Annotated in this window: 12 protein-coding genes; 8 read left to right on the forward strand and 4 right to left on the reverse strand. The window is 41.5% G+C overall.

All coding sequences use genetic code 11. The annotated features are described in order from the left end of the window. The first annotated feature begins 103 nt into the window (after nt 1–103). From J4E76_RS08020 to J4E76_RS08035, 4 genes are all read left to right on the forward strand, one after another. Nucleotides 104–2,524, forward strand: a complete 2,421-nt coding sequence (locus J4E76_RS08020; RefSeq protein WP_208502932.1) for a penicillin acylase family protein — start codon at nt 104–106, stop codon at nt 2,522–2,524. Continuing rightward, entirely contained in the window at nt 2,521–2,883 is a 363-nt protein-coding gene (locus tag J4E76_RS08025; protein ID WP_208502934.1) for a hypothetical protein, read from the forward strand. The genes J4E76_RS08020 and J4E76_RS08025 overlap by 4 nt, the downstream gene beginning before the upstream one ends. Then, nucleotides 2,880–4,784, forward strand: a complete 1,905-nt coding sequence (gene serA, locus J4E76_RS08030) for a phosphoglycerate dehydrogenase (protein WP_208502936.1) — start codon at nt 2,880–2,882, stop codon at nt 4,782–4,784. Before J4E76_RS08025 ends, serA begins: the two co-directional genes overlap by 4 nt. Nucleotides 4,785–4,880: 96 nt before the next feature. Then, a complete protein-coding gene (locus tag J4E76_RS08035) occupies nt 4,881–6,608 on the forward strand; it encodes an amidohydrolase (RefSeq protein WP_208502938.1) in 1,728 nt (575 codons plus the stop codon). A gap of 5 nt (nt 6,609–6,613) precedes the next feature. On the opposite strand, the gene J4E76_RS08040 is transcribed toward J4E76_RS08035, so the two are convergent. Further along, nucleotides 6,614–7,951 (reverse strand): tryptophan 7-halogenase, encoded by a 1,338-nt coding sequence (locus J4E76_RS08040; RefSeq protein WP_208502940.1) that lies wholly within the window; start codon nt 7,949–7,951, stop codon nt 6,614–6,616. Nucleotides 7,952–7,960: 9 nt separating this feature from the next. Then, the gene (locus tag J4E76_RS08045) at nt 7,961–10,069 is read right to left on the reverse strand and encodes a LodA/GoxA family CTQ-dependent oxidase (protein ID WP_208502942.1); all 2,109 of its coding nucleotides are present in this window, start codon (nt 10,067–10,069) and stop codon (nt 7,961–7,963) included. Nucleotides 10,070–10,279: 210 nt separating this feature from the next. Here J4E76_RS08045 and J4E76_RS08050 point away from each other — a divergent pair, with 210 nt between their 5' ends. The 4 genes from J4E76_RS08050 (at nt 10,280) to J4E76_RS08065 (ending at nt 16,243) form a co-directional block, all read left to right on the forward strand. Further along, nucleotides 10,280–12,535, forward strand: coding sequence for an aminotransferase class III-fold pyridoxal phosphate-dependent enzyme (locus tag J4E76_RS08050; protein WP_208502944.1), 2,256 nt, complete (start codon nt 10,280–10,282; stop codon nt 12,533–12,535). Nucleotides 12,536–12,950: 415 nt separating this feature from the next. Continuing rightward, nucleotides 12,951–14,144, forward strand: coding sequence for an MFS transporter (locus J4E76_RS08055; protein WP_208502945.1), 1,194 nt, complete (start codon nt 12,951–12,953; stop codon nt 14,142–14,144). Next, complete coding sequence (locus tag J4E76_RS08060) at nt 14,137–15,219, forward strand: aminotransferase class V-fold PLP-dependent enzyme (RefSeq protein ID WP_208502947.1); 1,083 nt, start codon at nt 14,137–14,139, stop codon at nt 15,217–15,219. The genes J4E76_RS08055 and J4E76_RS08060 overlap by 8 nt, the downstream gene beginning before the upstream one ends. 103 nt (nt 15,220–15,322) lie before the next feature. Continuing rightward, nucleotides 15,323–16,243: a universal stress protein gene (locus tag J4E76_RS08065; RefSeq protein WP_208502949.1), complete on the forward strand. Its 921-nt coding sequence runs from the start codon at nt 15,323–15,325 to the stop codon at nt 16,241–16,243. Nucleotides 16,244–16,245: 2 nt separating this feature from the next. On the opposite strand, the gene J4E76_RS08070 is transcribed toward J4E76_RS08065, so the two are convergent. Continuing rightward, complete coding sequence (locus tag J4E76_RS08070) at nt 16,246–16,653, reverse strand: heme-binding domain-containing protein (RefSeq protein WP_208502951.1); 408 nt, start codon at nt 16,651–16,653, stop codon at nt 16,246–16,248. Nucleotides 16,654–16,728: 75 nt separating this feature from the next. After that, on the reverse strand, nt 16,729–17,955 hold the full coding sequence (locus J4E76_RS08075) for a sugar MFS transporter (protein WP_208502953.1): 1,227 nt from the start codon (nt 17,953–17,955) through the stop codon (nt 16,729–16,731). Nucleotides 17,956–18,040 lie beyond the last annotated feature (85 nt).

Consider the following 18,040-nt stretch of genomic DNA (forward strand, 5'->3'; position numbering starts at 1 on the left):
AAAAGGAAATTCCAGTTTGACATAATTAAGAGACAATAGGATATCTTCATAATGTGTAGAAGCTGAATTTATTATATTAACGATCGTATCTCTATCTCAGACCATGAAGCAGTTTAAATTCTTCTTGTCCTTAGTCTTTACAGTCGCAATTTTTTATGGACTTAATACTAAGTTTGGCTCAATACCTCCCGTTGGTAAATTTCTAAACCCTTATACAGGGGTTTGGCAAAATGAAAAGTCTACGGATGGCTTTCAAGGCATTGAAAACCTTCAAGGCCTATCGCAGCCCGTCAAGGTTCATTATGATCAGGCTTTAATACCTCATGTATTTGCTCAAAATGATGAAGACCTCTACAGGGCTCAAGGCTACATTACTGCACAACATAGGCTTTGGCAGTTGGAGTTTCAGACACATGCTTCTGCCGGTCGATTGTCAGAGGTTGTAGGTAGTGCCGCTTTAGACTTTGACAGAGGTCAAAGAAGAAAAGGAATGGTCTTTGGTGCCGAAAATGCACTTAAGGAGATGCAGAAGCTTCCAGAACTCGTTAAAAACCTAGAAGCCTATCGCGATGGAGTTAACAGCTATATCGAAACACTTTCACCAGCTGACTACCCCCTTGAGTACAAGTTGCTGGATTATAAGCCTGAGCCTTGGACATTAAAGAAAACTGCACTCCTGCTCATGTATATGACCGACATGTTGGCCGGTGGCGACTCTGACTTAGAATACACAAACTTCCTTAAGAAGCATGGACAAGAGAGATTCGATTTACTCTTTCCCGACTTTTTTGATATTGACGATCCCGTAATCCCTTCTGAAAGAGATTGGGCAGACTTTGGAGAGGTAGAAGTACCCGATGTACCTGAAGGTGAACTTCCAAAGGACTACGTTTCCGGTTTATTACCAAAACCTCATCCTGACAATGGTAGTAACAACTGGGCTGTAGGTCCAGGCAAATCCTACTCTGGCAATCCCATCTTGGCCAATGACCCTCATCTGGGACTGAACCTTCCATCAATATGGTATGCCATGCAGTTGGCAACGCCAGAAAAAAACACTTTCGGAGTAACTCTTCCTGGAGCAGCTGGAATAGTCATTGGTTTTAATAATGATATCTCTTGGGGCGTAACTAATGCAACTCGTGATGTAAAGGACTGGTACAAAATCACTTTCGAGGACGAATCAAGGAATAGATACCGTCACCGAGATGCTTGGACAAACACGGATAAAAAGATTGAAGAGATAATAGTCAGGGGTGGAGAGACTTACTATGACACGGTTGTTTACACACATCACGGGCCTGTTACTTATGATGCAAGCTTCTCCGGAAACGATGAGCTAATAGGCTACGCCATGAAATGGGCGGGGCATCTTGGTGGTAACAATCAACAGACACTATTGGAGTTGAATAAAGCCAAGAATTACGATGAGTATAAGTCAGCACTCAAACATTTTGTCGCTCCTGCTCAGAATTTCATTTTCTCATCCCGAGAAGGTGACATAGCACTTTGGGTTCAGGGGAAGTTTCCAAATAAATGGGAAGGACAAGGCAAATTCTTGTTAGATGGTAATAACCCAGACCATGACTGGAATGGCTTTATTCCACAGGAACACAATGCCCATGTCAAAAACCCTGATAGAGGGTTTGTTAGCTCGGCCAATCAGCATCCTACTGATGCATCGTATCCTTACTATGTTTTCAATGATGGCTATGAAGCGTATAGGAACAGAGTGATCAATGACTTCTTCAGGTCAAAAGAAAAATTCGATGTGCAAGACTTCAAGGACCTTCACAACAATAATTACAACCTTAAAGCGGCTGAGTTATTACCACATATGATCGCCAACATTGATATTACACAACTCAATCCTGAAGAAGAAATGTTGCTAGGCGAGGTATCTGGCTGGGACTTTTATAATGATATAGACAAAAATGGTGCGACCATTTGGGAACGCTGGTGGATAAGGATTCGAAACATGGTCTGGGATGAACTCGCTGAGGAAGATCTTGATATGCCCTACCCTTTTGCTTATCAGACTATATACTTACTTAAGAATGCTCCAGGTGACAAATTCATGGACATTATGGAAACTGAAAAGGTAGAAACAGCATCTGACCTTTTCCTTCTAAGCTTTAAAGAAGCGGCTAAAGACATCAAAAACTGGAAAGAGAATAATCAAGGTTATAATTGGGGAGACTACAAATCAACCTTTGTTGGCCACTTACTACAAGCCCTACCAGCAATTTCGAGGTTTGACTTACCGATCGGTGGAAACAGCGGGATTGTCAATGCTACAAGCCGAAATCACGGACCTTCTTGGCGAATGATCGTAGAGATGTCAGACCCGCCAAGAGCTCTTGGCATTTACCCAGGAGGTCAGTCAGGTAACCCTGGAAGTAAATATTACGACAACTTTGTTGACACCTGGGCCAGTGGTGAGTATTTAGAATTACTATTCATGCAAGATGATTCAAATACCAGTGGAATCATGTTCTCACAAACTTTAACACCAAAACAATGAAAAGCACTGTATCAAACTTCATCCTCACGATAGTTCTTGCCTTCGTGCTCTCCTTGTTTTTGCCATGGTGGTCCATTATGCTGGCAGCCTTTATATCTAGTGCAATCGTTCGCTTAAGAAAAGCATCTACATTCTTTGTTCCATTCTTAGCAATAGCCGTATTTTGGATAATATACGCCTGGTTATTGAGCAGCGCGAACGACTTCATCTTGGCTAAAAAAGTAGCGGTTCTACTTAGTCTTGGCGGAAACGCCTTAGTGCTAATTTTAGTTACTGGTGTCGTTGGCGGACTTGCAGCAGGGGTTGCTGGAGTTTTTGGCAACCAATGCCGGGCAATTTTTAGCCAAAGCGATCAATGAGTCAAACCACATCAGAAGTCCAGCATTTTGTAATTGATTTTGACAGCACCTTTACCAAAGTAGAAGCGCTGGATATTCTTGGCGAAATCTCTTTGGCAAATCACCCTGAAAAAGAGAAACGACTTCAGTTAATCAAAGAGGTGACCGATAAAGGAATGGCTGGGGAAATGTCTCTCAGAGAGTCCTTAGAATCAAGAATTAATATCCTTGATGCCCACCAATCTCATCTAGATGAATTGGTTGAGCGACTAAGCAAGTTGGTGTCCAAATCTATCAGTAGAAACCAGACTTTTTTTGAGCATAATGCTGCCAATACCTTCATTGTCTCTAATGGCTTCAAAGAGTTTATTGTTCCCGTAGTCACGCAACTCGGCATCAGGCCTGAACATGTATTCGCCAATGACTTCATTTTCGATGACAATGGTACCATCATAGATTTTAACAGGGAGAATATCTTGTCTTCCAACGGAGGCAAAGTAAAGCAAATAGAAGAGTTAAGCTTACAGGGAAACGTCCACATGATTGGCGATGGATATACCGATTATGAGGTTCGGAAAGCCGGTGCCGCCAACACTTTTTATGCCTATACTGAAAATATTGAAAGGGATAGTGTAAAGGAACATGCCGATCACATTGCCCCAAGTTTTGACGAAATACTATTCCATAATAACATGAGTGGAGCTTTATCATACCCAAAGAACAGAATCAAAATGCTCTTATTAGAGAGTGTTCACCCAAAGGCCTTAGCAAAATTAAAGGAAGATGGGTTTTCGGTAGAAAGTTACCCTGCGGGGCTTGATGAGGACGAACTATCTGAAAAGATTAAGGGCATCAGAGTACTCGGTATTAGATCAAAGACCCAAGTCACAGCAAAAGTTCTTGAGCATGCCGATAAGCTAATGGCCATCGGTGCCTTCTGTATTGGTACCAACCAAATTGATTTAGAAGCTGCATTGAATAAAGGTGTAGCAGTTTTTAATGCGCCTTACAGCAACACAAGATCTGTTGTAGAACTTGCCATAGCAGAGATTATTATGCTTATGCGTGGAATCCCTGACAAAAGCAATGACATGCACCAGGGCAAATGGTCTAAAACAGCCAATAGTAGCTATGAAATCCGAGGCAAGAAGTTAGGTATCATTGGTTACGGTAATATTGGTGCCCAACTCTCTGTATTGGCAGAGAATATGGGGATGAATGTCTTTTACTATGACATTGAGGAGCGTTTAGCATTAGGCAATGCTACCAAATGCAACTCACTTCAAGAACTTCTTGCACTTGCTGACGTAGTATCCCTCCATGTTGACGGCAGAACCGAAAACAAGAACATCTTCAGAAAAGAGCATTTTGAAATGATGAAAGATGGGGCTGTATTCCTAAATCTAGCGAGAGGTCCAGTTGTTGAGATTTCAGCACTTAAGGAAGCCGTTTCAAGCGGAAAAATCAGGGGGACAGGAGTAGATGTATTCCCAGAAGAACCGAAGAGTAACAATGACCCCTTTGAATCGGAGCTGATTGGATTACCAAATACAATTCTTACTCCACACATTGGTGGCAGTACTCAAGAAGCTCAAGAAAACATTGGGGATTTTGTCCCGGGTAAAATCATGGATTACATAAACACTGGCAACACAGCCCTCAGTGTTAATTTTCCGAATCTGACCTTACCTCCTCTTGACAATGCGCATAGACTCATTCACATTCACTTGAACAAACCTGGTGTCTTGGCCGAGATCAACAATGTGCTAGCTGCTCATGATGCCAATATTGTTGGGCAGTATTTGAAGACAAACGAGTCCATAGGATATGTAATCACCGATATTGATAAGGAGTATGGCAAAGACCTTGCAAAGGCGCTAAAGAAGATAGAGCATACTATCAAATTCAGAGTTCTTTATTAGACAACCGTTAAAAGTACTTCCTTACTCATTACCATAGTTCTAATTGCTATCTAGCTAGAATTATGCTAGTTTTTAGCATAATTGAAACCTTAGACTATGAACAATAAATTCAAGCGACTCCTGTCCTTAGTTGCCTTAGCAGCGCTACTCGTTATCCAAGCCTGTTCTCCTAAAACCGGACCTGACACCATATTCATAAATGGTGAAGTTTACACCGTAGACAACAACAATTCTAAAGTTCAGGCAGTAGCTATCACGGATGGAATGATTGAAGCCGTTGGCACGACTGAAGAAATCAGTAAAATGGCCGGGGCGAACACAAAGATTGTGGACCTAACGGGGATGACCATGACCCCAGGGTTGATCGAATCCCATGCTCACCTGATGGGGATTGGATACAACAAACTGGAACTTGACTTAATGTACGTCAAAACGTATGATGAATTGGTAGAAAAAGTAGCAGAGGCTGTAGCCAAAGCCGAACCCGGTCAATGGATTACAGGACGCGGTTGGCACCAAGACAAGTGGATTGAAAAGCCTGAAGTAATGGAAAAAGGATTCCAAACTCATGACAAAATGAGTTCCGTTAGCCCTGACAACCCAGTATATCTGCGACATGCAAGCGGACATGCTTCATTCGCGAATGCAAAAGCCATGGAAATGGCGGGCGTCAATCGACTAAGTGTTGAAAGCCTTTCCGGTGAAGTTGAAGGAGGAGAAATAATCAAAGACAAACTCGGCAACCCTACAGGCGTTTTCACTGAAAGAGCCTCTTCCCTAGTAGGTAGACTCGTTCCTCAAGAAACCCCAGAGCGTGCAGACCAAGCATTAGAAATGGCCATTCAAGAGTTGTTAGAAAAAGGGATTACAAGTTTTCATGATGCCGGCTCAGGCCAAGCCTTTATTGATAGACTTCAAAGGTTTAAAGCAGAAGGCAAACTTAAAGTTCGTCAGTATGTAATGTTGACAGGACGCTCTCCAGAATTGCTTGAGCAGTGGTATGAAAAAGGACCTATGATTGACCCTGACCATATGGTAACGGTACGTTCAATCAAACTCAACTGTGATGGTGCATTAGGCCCTAGAGGAGCTTGGTTGTTGGAGGCATATACCGATCGTGCGGATCACTACGGACATGAGACGCTACCGATGGAGACTGTTAACACAGTATCTGAAAAGGCCTTAGCTACCGGATTTCAAGTTTGTTCCCATGCTATTGGCGATAGAGCGAACAGAGAAATACTTGACAGATATGAGGCTTCCTTCAAAAAGTATCCAAATATTAACTCGCAGGACGTTAGGTTCAGAATAGAGCATGCACAACATTTGAATGTTGATGACATCCCTCGCTTCGGTGAAATGGGCGTGATTGCAGCTATGCAAGCCGTACACATGAGTTCTGACAGACCATGGGCGATTGACAGACTAGGAAAAGCTAGAATTGAGGAAGGCGCTTACGTATGGCAAAAACTACTTCAGTCTGGCGCTAAAATCATCAATGGAACGGATGCTCCTGTAGAGCCCGTAGACCCTCTCCCATCATTCTTTGCATCTGTAGCTAGAAAAACTTTAGCAGGCCTTCCTGAAGGTGGATTCGAACCTGATCAATCAATGTCTCGTGATGAAGCTTTAAGATCATTTACGCTTGATGCTGCTTTCGGTGAGTTTGAAGAAGACTTCAAAGGTTCTATTGAAGTAGGCAAAGCGGCAGACTTTACTGTGTTTGATAAAAATATCATGACTATTCCAGAAATGGAAATACTAGATACCAAGGTAGCCATGACCATTATCAACGGAGAGATTCTTTACGAAAAAGGACAATAAGAGATTTAGACCAATTCGATTAGCTCATTCTCAACTAATTCCTGAAAACTCAGTATCAATTGCTGATCGGGATATTGAGGATGAGCTTTTTTAAAACCTCTAATAGTTTCATGCACTACTTGTCCTCTTTTACAAGTTTCAAGCAAATCGATTACACCCTTCTTAGATAGATGAGTCGTTCCAAATTCAGAGAGCGATTCCACTGAACCAATGCTTCCGATCACGGCCTGCGGATCGATTTTTATTGATGTCGTTCTTCTTTTCCAGAACAGAGCATTTGGCCATCTTTCTACCATTGAATAATATTGCCAGTGAGTCTTGAGATATTGGATAAAGTCCTTTTGAATTCCCTCATCAAAGGCCTTATAAGCATCTTTCCTTCCAGACAATTCATTCAATGCCACAATAGCACCTTGAATACCGCTTCCCATAGCATGTGGTATACCTGACGAAGAAAGTGGGTCATGGGATGCCACGGCATCGCCAACTGCAAGCCAACCTTCACCACCTGGTTCTGTCAAAACAGAGGAGTATGCAGCATATGCTTTCGGAGCCTTGTCAAATACCACTCCTTTTACTCGTTCACTGGTCAAAGGCATCGCTTCTAACAACCTTTTCCAATCACTGCTATCTGTGCAGTTCAATTTACTTGCAATATCCGAATCGGTCATTAATACGGTTGCGACTTGACCTTCCGGTACTGGAGCTGAATACCACCACCCATACTCACAAGCCTCCACCATAACATTTGCACTAACCTTCAACGAACTTGGTATTTTCCCCACATTACCAACGCCTATCAATCGGTCATAGACGATTCTAGTAGCCTTCATGTGTTTAGAAAAAACACCTTGCCTACCAGTAGCATCTAGGATAAACTGTGTGGTAATATTTGAAAGAAGCTCATTTTCATCTGAAAGCTCAATGGTCCATTTACCATTATTGTGACTCGCTTTCTTAAAGGTAGACTTTAGAAAAGTTGACCCTCCTCTTTCAACGAAGGTCTCAAACAACATTTGATCAAAACGAATTCGGTCAAGACTCCAACCAGGTCCATGTGTTGTAAACAGAAAGTCAAAAGCCACAGATTCTTCAGAAGACCATGCGCCATGACTCCCATAGGAAGTCAGCGATTGTTCTTTCTCAAACCTATTCCATACTTTAAGGTACTCCAAAAGAGGTCTGGCCCCGGGAGAAAGAGATTCACCAATTCGATAATTGTCAAAATCGGCCTTCTCAATGATCGCAACCTTTAATCCTTCACGCTGAAGGAGGGTTATCCCAGCAGAGGTGCCTACAACACCTCCACCGATGATAACAACATCATATGCTAAGCCAGGCATTATAAAAACCTATTTAGATGTCTGAATCAATACTTGAGCACCTTTCTGATTTGCTTCGAGTTGGCCAAAGGCAGCACTGTTACGCTCTTTCTCTGTAAAATACGGCAGCTGTTCCGTGCCTTGATTAACTATGAAACCTAGTCTACTCCAGTTGTTAATCATATCTGCAGCATTAAGTACTCCTCTTTGATAAGGCACTCTCTGGCCGGCTGGTATAATCGGTTGATCCACAACTGGTCCATAAACAAGTCCATCTAGCACCTGGTCTCCTGGATCAATACTTCCAGCCGTAACATGCATAGGACTTTGTGGTGGCCACCAATAAACATAATAAGCTGGTGGTACTTCTACACCTGTCCCATCAGCAAATTGATTGATGTTGGCGTTAGTAATATTTGGAGTTTGTACGGTACATTCCGCAAAGTCAGATTGCCACGGTATAGCCATTCTCTTTGTTAAGTCTCCAGGCTCGCACCCTAAGCCCTTTGCTTCATCTGCAATTGTACTCAGACCATATTCTTGATAGAACACCTCCAATTCACTATTGCTACCTTCAAAGTGTGCCAACTTAATCATCATTGGACGTTCATATATAGGTGCGTTTCTCACAATCCATGTGGTCTCGATTCCCGGAGAAAATGGTGCACCTACACAATTGCCCATGTCTGCCTCAGTGAGCGCTTCATGCAATGCTTTTGGCTTAAGTCGGTTAGTACTAAACTTCCCTACTGCCCATTGAAATAGGAAGAAATACTGGGTTGAGGATAAGGTTTCGAACTTATAAATGGGTCCAGAGTTCGTGACTGAGTTATCACCTGAGTTTAAAGGCATTAATGGAAGACCATTTTCTGAAAACAGTTGACTTGGTCCGTTCACAATCAATGGCTCGCTACTTGATTGTTTGCCAGACTTTTCTAGATCCTTGGCTCTTTTCTTTTTCAATTTGGTATAATCCTCAGGTGGCAAAGGCACTCTGAAATAATTGAAAAAGGCCATACGGTTTTCATAATTCGCATTACTTGAATCCCTAAGGTCAAAATTGGGATTCACAAAGCTGCTTAAGTATGGTATATCAGCCACCCATTTATAATTATCGATCCTATCGAGAATTGGTTTGATGTGTTCGTCAAAATTGACCTTAAAGTCTGGCTGATATCCCCCTAAAGGAGTAAAATTCAAAGGCTTCTCACCCAAGCTTTTTCGAAACTTATTGATGATGTTTAGAAACTGTTTAGCGTTATCATCTTCCTTTCTATAAATGTCTTTATCAGCATTCATATGTCTTATGCCCACATTATACGCTGTGTCATAAAGCGTAGTAATATTGACCAACTCAGGAGCATACTTCGGGCTTCCAACCATGAGCCAAGAAGGTTCGGCATCTATGGTTGAACCGTCTTTAAGATGAATAGTGGCCGTAACATAGCCATCGGCTATGTCATCCCAGTAACCACTAGCCCCTCGAAATGAGTCTATTTGTGCAGAACCAGTTACGTTACCAAAACCACCCATGGCAACTAGGTTTCCGTCATTATCCATTCTTAGTTCACCTAAGCTATCAATTTGGCTTCCTCCGGCAGAAAGTGGAGGAAAAGATCCGTTGGGATAATTTGATGGTATGTTATATCGAGAAAATTCAACGATCTCCTTAGGTTTGCTGATACTTCTGGGCCCTGGATCAATGATAAGCTTCTTTCGTTCCTCAGGCTTGACAACATCAGGATTGTTGAAGGGGACTTTTTGGTTTTCATAACTGTTTTCCTCTCCGAATTCCAAGTCACCCAATAGTTCTGAAAATGTATACCAAATAGGCTTCTTGTTAGCGATGTGAGCGGTCCATTCAATCGACTTTACGTCTTTGTCAGAAAGTGTAACTTCTTTCTTGCTTCTACCAGTTGTTTTAAAAATTCGAAACTTAGCGGCTTGGCGTTTTACCCTGCCCAGTGAATCTTTGAACTCTCTTTCTAATACAGGCTTACCTTTTTCTGTTTTTGCATTTCCATTTCTGTCGCAAACAATCGGAAGGCCGCCAATTTTATCAGGTGATAAATAGAACTCTTCTGGGCTATTGCCCAATCTGGAGACACCCAGCTTTGGGTGTATTTCGTATTTTGACATGTTGGTGTGTTTATTGTAAATAATATTCTACCTATACCATAATAAATAGGTAGAATGCTTTCTGTTATGAACCTAACGAATTTTGACGGTTTGAGCAACTCACATCAATGGAGCTAACTATTGAGACGGATTGGTAATCATAAGACTCTTTGTAATATTTTGCCATCCAATTAAGAGACTATACTTTAAGGCTTGTTATCTTCAAGGTAAATGGAAACAGTTCTCAATCACCATTACAGCCTGACAAATGTTGGCCTAAAGCCAATGGAAGGTTATATAAGTGAAAACTATCTGGTCACCTCAGATCAAGGGAAGTATGTATTGAAAGTATATGATTACTCCTCTCAAGTCCAATCGGAAATAGAAGCAGAAACAGAATTTGTCAACCTTTTAACACATTTGAACAGCTCTCAGGTATCACGGCCAGTTCTAAACATCAATCAACAACTGGTCACCAAAACTGAAGAAGGTCAAATGCTTAGGCTTCTCTCGTTCGTAGAAGGAGCTTTTTTGGCAGAGGCAGAACATACACCTGAGTTATTCTTGTCTCTGGGAAGCTTTATGGGCGAAATTGATGTAAAGCTTAGAGATTTTAAGAATCCAAGTATAGAAAGTCGAAGACTCGAATGGGACCTACAGAACATCACATTATTAAAACCTCTTTCAAAGCACATTCAAGATATATCTAGGAGAAAGCTGGTCAAGCACTTCTTTAACCAATGGGATCTGCATGTCTATCCCATACTTCCCCAGCTAAGACAGTCAATTATCCATAACGATGCCAATGATTGGAACATCCTTATTAAGGACGGCCAAGTAACTGGGGTCATCGATTTTGGTGACTCAGTTCACACTCAACTGATAAACGAACTGGCCATAGCCATTACTTACGGAATCTTCGGCAAGGAAAACCCTCTAATATGGGCTAGTTATATCATCAAAGGCTATCATCAAAAATACCCTTTGGAGCAAAAGGAACTTGGAGTATTGTACTATCTGATCGCGGGAAGACTTATCACAAGCGTTTGCAAATCGGCACAAGAAAAGATCAATCAGCCTGACAGCGAATACATTACTATTAGTGAAAAACCAGCCTGGGACTTGTTAGAAAAATGGGTAACTATTAATCCAACAAAGGCCAAAAACGAATTCTTCAGGGCAGCAGGTTTTGATATCGATCAAACAGAACCTATCGAGGAAGTTCTTTCCAAAAGAAGAAGTGTTATCGGATCAAATGTTTCTGTCAGTTACAAAATGCCCATTTATATGGAAAGTGCAGCTTTTCAGTACATGTTCGATAGGTTTGGCAATACTTACCTAGATGCCTATAATAACATCCCACATGTAGGGCATCAACACCCCGCAGTAGTTGAAGCAGCCCAACGACAAATTGCAAAGCTCAATACCAACACAAGGTACCTCTATGACAACCTCCATGAATATGCCGAACAGTTATTGGCCAAATTCCCAGAGCCCCTCTCTAAGGTGTTTTTTGTGAACTCGGGCAGTGCAGCCAGTGACTTAGCCATTCGGTTGGCCCAGAATTTTACTCAAAAGAAAACGGTGGCAGTCATGGAGCATGGCTATCATGGGAACACTCGACTAGGTATTGACATTAGCCATTATAAGTACCAGGGTTCTGGAGGTTTGGGTAAAGCAGATGAAATCATCGAAGCTTCACTTCCAAACGAATATCGAAGCAAGTTTAATTCAGAGCGAAATACTGGTGCTCTTTATGCACAAGAGTTCATTGATCAGCTAAAGCAATCTCAAAGTGAAGTTGCCGCTTTTATATCAGAACCGATCGTGGGGTGTGGTGGGCAAGTACCATTGGCCCCGGGCTATCTCAAAGAGGTTTATCCGTACATCAGAGATCAAGGAGGTGTCTGTATTAGCGATGAAGTGCAAACTGGCTTTGGTCGTCTTGGAGATTATTTTTGGGGTTTTGAAATGCAGGGAGTCGTTCCTGACATTATAGTACTCGGTAAGCCAATTGCCAATGGTCACCCAATGGGTGCCGTAGTCACCACCGATGCCATAGCAGATGCATTTGACAATGGCATGGAATTTTTCAGCTCTTTCGGTGGCAACCCGGTTTCCTGTGAGATTGGGAAAGCAGTATTGAATGTGATTAAAGACGAGGAACTTCAAGAAAATGCCAAGTCCGTAGGAGAATATCACATGCACTGTCTGAGAGATTTAAAAAAAGAATTTCCCGTTATTGGTGATGTACGTGGTTCTGGACTGTTCATAGGGATTGAGCTTGTTAATGAAGGCACATTGATTCCAAATACAGAACTGGCTCAGAAAATCAAAAACACATTCAGAGAAAGGCACATCCTGATCAGTACAGATGGACCACGTGATTCAGTAATAAAGTCTAAACCCCCTCTTTGTTTTTCGAAGCGTAATGTAGACCAGGTGGTTGATGTCTTGAGGAGCACTTTAGAAGGCTGGAAAAAATAAAGCCTCGACAAGTCGAGGCTTTTATATTATCCCAATTCAAGCCTAAAGGTCTTTCGAACCTCTATGTAAGACAAGATTTGGGCTATCCTTTAGACTCGCAACAGTCCACTGTTATCCTTTTCCGAAGAACGAGGCCCCGACATGTCGGGGTGAGGCCTTGTTTTGAGAGGGATTCACCCGGTATTTGAGTTATAATTGTAAAGTTCGAAAACTAGTCTAAGCTCAAATGGGAAGTCTTTGTCAAAACTGTTAATTACATACAAACATAACAGGTGTTTGGTTTCAAAAAACTCTTTTTAAAGAGAATTATTGTTACTTTTTCATTAATCTACGCGTCTCAGTGAATAAATGCACAAATCGGTATTTGGCATATAATTTATTAGCTTGCACGCTTAATAGGAGATCAAAGTACACATTGAGTTTATCTACTGACAAAATTCTTACGCGGGACTACATCTTGCACTTCACCTCCTACTTCCTGATGGCCTCGGCCTTCTACTTCCTTCTTCCTACCCTACCAACTTACGCAGAGGTGGCCTTGGGAGCAAAAAAGAATCAGATTGGATGGATTATAGGAGTTTACGCAGCATCAGCCTTAGCTATACGTCCGTTTTGTGGTTATGTACTCGATGCCTATGGCAGAAGAGCCGTTTATCTAATTGCGCTGATTTTGTTCACAGTCCTTATGTGGCTGTATCACTATTCGTTTACCTTCTACATCCTACTGGTGATCAGAGTATTTCATGGGTTTACATGGGGAATAATTACAACTGGCGGTAGTACAATCGCTGCAGACCTTATACCAGAAAGTCGCAGAGCTGAAGGAATAGGATATTTTGGTCTGGCCATGACTATGGCAATTGCCTTAGCTCCTTTTTCTGGAGACCAAATCATGGGGCAGAATAACTTCTTTAACCTATTCACAATCTCGTTTGCCTTTGCCGTTGCTGCACTCATATTGGCGTTTTTTATAAAAGTGCCTAACATCAAAACAGGAGAAACTAAGATTGGTATCTCAAAAATGTTCGATAAACGAGTGAATAGGATAGCCATAGTGATGTTCACAGGAGCATTTCCTTATGCTGCAATTTTCTCGTTCATTCTTCTCTATAGCGAAGAGCTCAATATTGAGCAAGGCTCCCTCTTCTTTATTTTCATGGCCGTTGGAGTGGCTTTAGCTAGGATTTTTGTCGGTAAAATTATGGACAAAAAAGGTCCGTCCATGCTTGTCTTTGTTGGGCTTGCTGTTACTGTTTTAGGCCTTATCTGGTTTAGCTATGTTGATAGCTTTTGGCAATTTATGGCTGTAGGTGTTTTAGTAGGTATCGGCAATGGAATTATCATGCCTACGGTACAGACCATGGCACTTAATATGGTGCCTCTGGAGCGCAGAGGAGCAGCTAATGCAACTTTCTTTTCAGCAGTAGACCTGGGTATAGCAGCCGGCTCAATTTCGCTAGGTTACATAGCCGAATATTATGGCTTGGCTAATATGTTTTTTGTATCGGGAGTCATACTTTTGTTCCCATTGATTTACTTTTTCGTTTTTGTGAAAAAGCATTACGAAAGACATGTTGCTATATTAAAAGAAGCCGAGTTAGATGCCTAAGAAAATTTTCTTCACCCCGGGACCTTCTGCACTTTATTTCACAGTGGAAGAACACCTAAAGCATGCCTCCAGAGCGCAGGTGATGGAGATTAACCATAGAAGCAAACAAGCCGAAGGTTACTATCAAGAAGCATCAGACAATCTCAAATCATTAATGAGCATCCCTGATGACTATCAGGTATTCTTCTTAAGCTCAGCGACTGAAATTTGGGAGCGGCAACTGCAGAACTTAGTTACCAAAAAATCATTTCATTATTGCCTTGGAGCTTTCTCTAACCGCTTTTATGATTTTGCAGTAAAATGGGGAATCAAAGCTGAGAAAGTTGAATCGCCTTTTGGTGAACTTCCGGATACTAATCCTGAGCTAATACCAAAAGATGTTGAGTTAATTACGCTACCCCTTAATGAGACCAGTACAGGCGTCTCTTTTCCAGCCGAAGATATTTATAATATTCGCGCGAGCCATCCGGATACCCTAATTGCCGTTGATGGTGTATCAGCTCTTCCGGTGATTGATCTGGATTTCTCTCAAGTTGATAGCGTCTATTTTTCTGTCCAAAAATGTTTTGGACTTCCTGCTGGGCTGGGCGTTTGGATAGTGAGCCCAAGAGCAATCAAAAAGGCTGAGGAAAAACTAGCGGCAGGGTACTCGATTGGAGCATACCAAGCTTTGCCCAACCTGATGAAAAATGGTCTCAAGAATCAAACAACATTTACGGCCAATGTGCTCAATATTTTCCTTCTGGCAAAAGTGACGGGGGATATGCTAGAAAAAGGCATTGATGTAATCAGACGCGAAGCCAATTACAAGGCTGCACTTCTGAATCACTTGGTTGAAAACCATCCAAAACTCAACCATTTCGTGGCCGATCGAAAGTTAAGATCGAAAACAGTCACAGTTGCCAATACTACTGAGGGCTCTGCTGAAATTTTGGAAAAGCTAAGTAAAAAGGGTTTTGTCCTGGGCAATGGCTATGGTAACCATAAAGGCAAACAGATCCGGATTGCTTCCTTCCCTACCCACTCAAAAGAGCAAATGGAGCTCCTGGTTGATGTGATTAATTCAACAATCTAATTTGACAAGTATTCTTATTTCGAATACGATTTCATTATTTTCAAGAAACCAACAATTCACCAAGCAAAAGAAGTGTTAATTTTGCAGTGAATTTTTTGATCATATGCCTTCTAGAGAAAAGATAATGGTTTTGGTGGATACCTCGGATGCGGATAGAACCCTTCTGAAGTTTCTCGAAATTATCGCCACTACAAACGAAACCAAGGAAATTCATTTTTTCAACAGTATCAGCGAAATGAAAATCCCTGATGAAGTTTTGAAAGAGTTTCCGGAAATCAAGGAGAAATCCATTGCCGAGCGAGAAAGCAAAATTCGCGTTTTAGCAAAAAGCATTTTATCAAAAAAGCTAATGGACATCATCCACATTCATATTAAAGAAGGTGCTCCTTCTAAAGCTATTTTGAAGTTTGTGGAAAAGAATGATATAGACCTCATCATGATGGGAAGACATAAGAACTTCATAGGAGGTGGTGTCTTGTCCAATCGTTTGGCTAGAAGAGCTGCTTGTTCTTTATTTATTATCCCAGAAGGAGTTGAACCTAGCACTCACCTTTTACACGTTCCTTGTGATTTTTCAGATCATTCTAAAGGAGCCATGCAAGAGGCCATTAAGGTTGCTAGGAAATATAAGGATGTGAAAATCATCTGCCAGAACGTGTACACAGTTCCAGGTGGATATCATTATTCAGGAAAGACTTACGAAGAGTTTGCTGAAGTAATGAAAAGTAATGCTGAAAGGGACTATAAGCGCTTTATGTCAGAAATTGATCATGAAGGTGTGAGCCTTGAAGTCGTCTACTCTCTTGACACCAACGACAACCCGGTTACCGATATCATCGACTTTGCTCATGATAACCAACCAGGAGCCATTTTCATTGGTGTAAAAGGAAGAACATCTACTACAGCATTGTTTATTGGTAGCCGTGCGGAACAGCTGATTCAATACAACAATGACATTCCAATGATGGTGGTGAGACCTAAAGGAAAGAATGCAGGTTTATTAGACTTAATTAGAGAAATCTAAGTTTATTCGCCTTTCAATTTCTTCTCTTCTTTTTCCACCCAAGCCATTAAGATCTTGGTTTCTTCATCCGTAAGCTTCATCTGAGGCCTTCTTTCGACAATCCTTTTTGGTGGCATTTTGCCTTCTTCCAAAACTTCAAAAAGCTCATCGATCAAGTGCTCTTGCTCTTCTTTGTTCATGTCAGGCACCTTGACCCACTGAAGTTTCTCTCTAGCCTTTTCGTTTCGAGCATCCGGCTTATGACAACCCATGCACTTCGCCTCAATTATTTCTTTGACTTTACCAGTAATCTCAATGCCGTCACTATCCTGATCAATGACTTCCAAAGTATCACTAGGTTTAGAAACGAATGCTGTACTAAACAGGATTACAACCAAAAGGGCAACAGAGTTTTTAAATAAGTTTTTCATTGGACTAGTTTTATTTCACAAGGAATTTATTCAATTGAATTCTCAATTGGACTTCAATTTCTACGAATGGTTTAATTATGCATTTGCTACTTCCTTGGCCGTAAGACGCTTTAAGAAGAACAATGCAACCAACAAAAGGCCCATAGGAATCAAGGTATATGTAAAGGCTTGATCGGCACCTAACTCTTTAAATAGAATACCAATAATTCTCGACCCAAGGGTACCACCTAATGCCGAAAAGATGATAATTAACCCTGACATTGGACTATGAAGCTTTTTTGGCAATGCACTTAATACCACTGAATTCAATAATGGATAGATTGGGGCAATGAAAAGGCCTACCAAAGGGAATGCATAACCTATGGCAGGAACATCTGCCAAAGTCTCTACCAAACCAATCTCAGCGTTTACAGCCTTCGGCAATACAAAGATCACCACTGCCATAGAGGCGAAAATACAGACCGTCAATACCCAAACCCATGAAAATCTCTTAGCCAACTGGCCCGCCAGAATTCGGCCTACCCCTAAGCTGATGGCCAGAATACTTGCCATCATTATGGCCACATTTTCAGGCAACTCAAGCACCCGTTCGTTAAAAGTTGGTAGCCAAGTCATTATCCCTTGTTCTATCATTACAAACAGAAATGCAGATACTACGAAGACAATAACCAGAACCTTAGCAATCAGTAAGAACATCTGCGCGAAGTCTTCCTTAACGGTAGCACCAGGTACTTCATTACCTTCTTGAAAATCTGCTCTAAGCAAAAACAAGAAGGAAAGCATAGACAAGCCTGCCAATAACCAGTAGACATTCAACCAGGCATTAGGGTCACTTTCGGTGTTGAAGGCGGGAAAAAGAAAGTATGCCAAAGCAATACCAAACATAAACACTCCTTCAATATTACTCATTAAACTACCATGCTCTTTAGTATTCGAGGTGACCAAACCAATGACTGAATAAACGGAAACCTTAATGATGGCGAAACTTACTCCTACTGTGGCAAAAAGTAATTTTGCCGTCCAAAAAGAATTCCCGAAATACATGCCAACACAAGCCAGAGATACTAATGCGAGTGCCGCCAACATGCCTTTCTTATAGCCTATACGGGGTAAAAAAGAGGCGATCAAGAAAGAGACTATTGCTATAGGAAGATCTTTAAATGCCTCTAATATGCTGGCTTGTACCTCGTCAACCCCGTAGACATTCTGGGATTTTAAAATTACAATACCGACACTGTTGAGTAGAATGGCAAAGACAAAATAGTTGATGTAAAGCGAGAGCTTTATAGCATTGTTTTTCATAGCGCGTTTCTGGGTTGAAACGGAAGTTAACAAATTGATCGGAAATCATATTTGCTACTATGAGATGGCCAACAAGGCATAAAAA

Source organism: Roseivirga sp. E12, from assembly GCF_017592825.1.
Classification (GTDB): Bacteria; Bacteroidota; Bacteroidia; order Cytophagales; family Cyclobacteriaceae; genus Roseivirga.

Excerpts from the sequence above, each read along its gene's own strand:
- J4E76_RS08020 (WP_208502932.1), top strand. The coding sequence starts at position 104 with ATGAAGCAGTTTAAATTCTTCTTGTCCTTAGTCTTTACAGTCGCAATT.
- J4E76_RS08025 (WP_208502934.1), top strand. The coding sequence starts at position 2,521 with ATGAAAAGCACTGTATCAAACTTCATCCTCACGATAGTTCTTGCCTTC.
- serA (WP_208502936.1), top strand. The coding sequence starts at position 2,880 with ATGAGTCAAACCACATCAGAAGTCCAGCATTTTGTAATTGATTTTGAC.
- J4E76_RS08035 (WP_208502938.1), top strand. The coding sequence starts at position 4,881 with ATGAACAATAAATTCAAGCGACTCCTGTCCTTAGTTGCCTTAGCAGCG.
- J4E76_RS08040 (WP_208502940.1), bottom strand. The coding sequence starts at position 7,951 with ATGCCTGGCTTAGCATATGATGTTGTTATCATCGGTGGAGGTGTTGTA.
- J4E76_RS08045 (WP_208502942.1), bottom strand. The coding sequence starts at position 10,069 with ATGTCAAAATACGAAATACACCCAAAGCTGGGTGTCTCCAGATTGGGC.
- J4E76_RS08050 (WP_208502944.1), top strand. The coding sequence starts at position 10,280 with ATGGAAACAGTTCTCAATCACCATTACAGCCTGACAAATGTTGGCCTA.
- J4E76_RS08060 (WP_208502947.1), top strand. The coding sequence starts at position 14,137 with ATGCCTAAGAAAATTTTCTTCACCCCGGGACCTTCTGCACTTTATTTC.
- J4E76_RS08065 (WP_208502949.1), top strand. The coding sequence starts at position 15,323 with ATGCCTTCTAGAGAAAAGATAATGGTTTTGGTGGATACCTCGGATGCG.
- J4E76_RS08070 (WP_208502951.1), bottom strand. The coding sequence starts at position 16,653 with ATGAAAAACTTATTTAAAAACTCTGTTGCCCTTTTGGTTGTAATCCTG.
- J4E76_RS08075 (WP_208502953.1), bottom strand. The coding sequence starts at position 17,955 with ATGAAAAACAATGCTATAAAGCTCTCGCTTTACATCAACTATTTTGTC.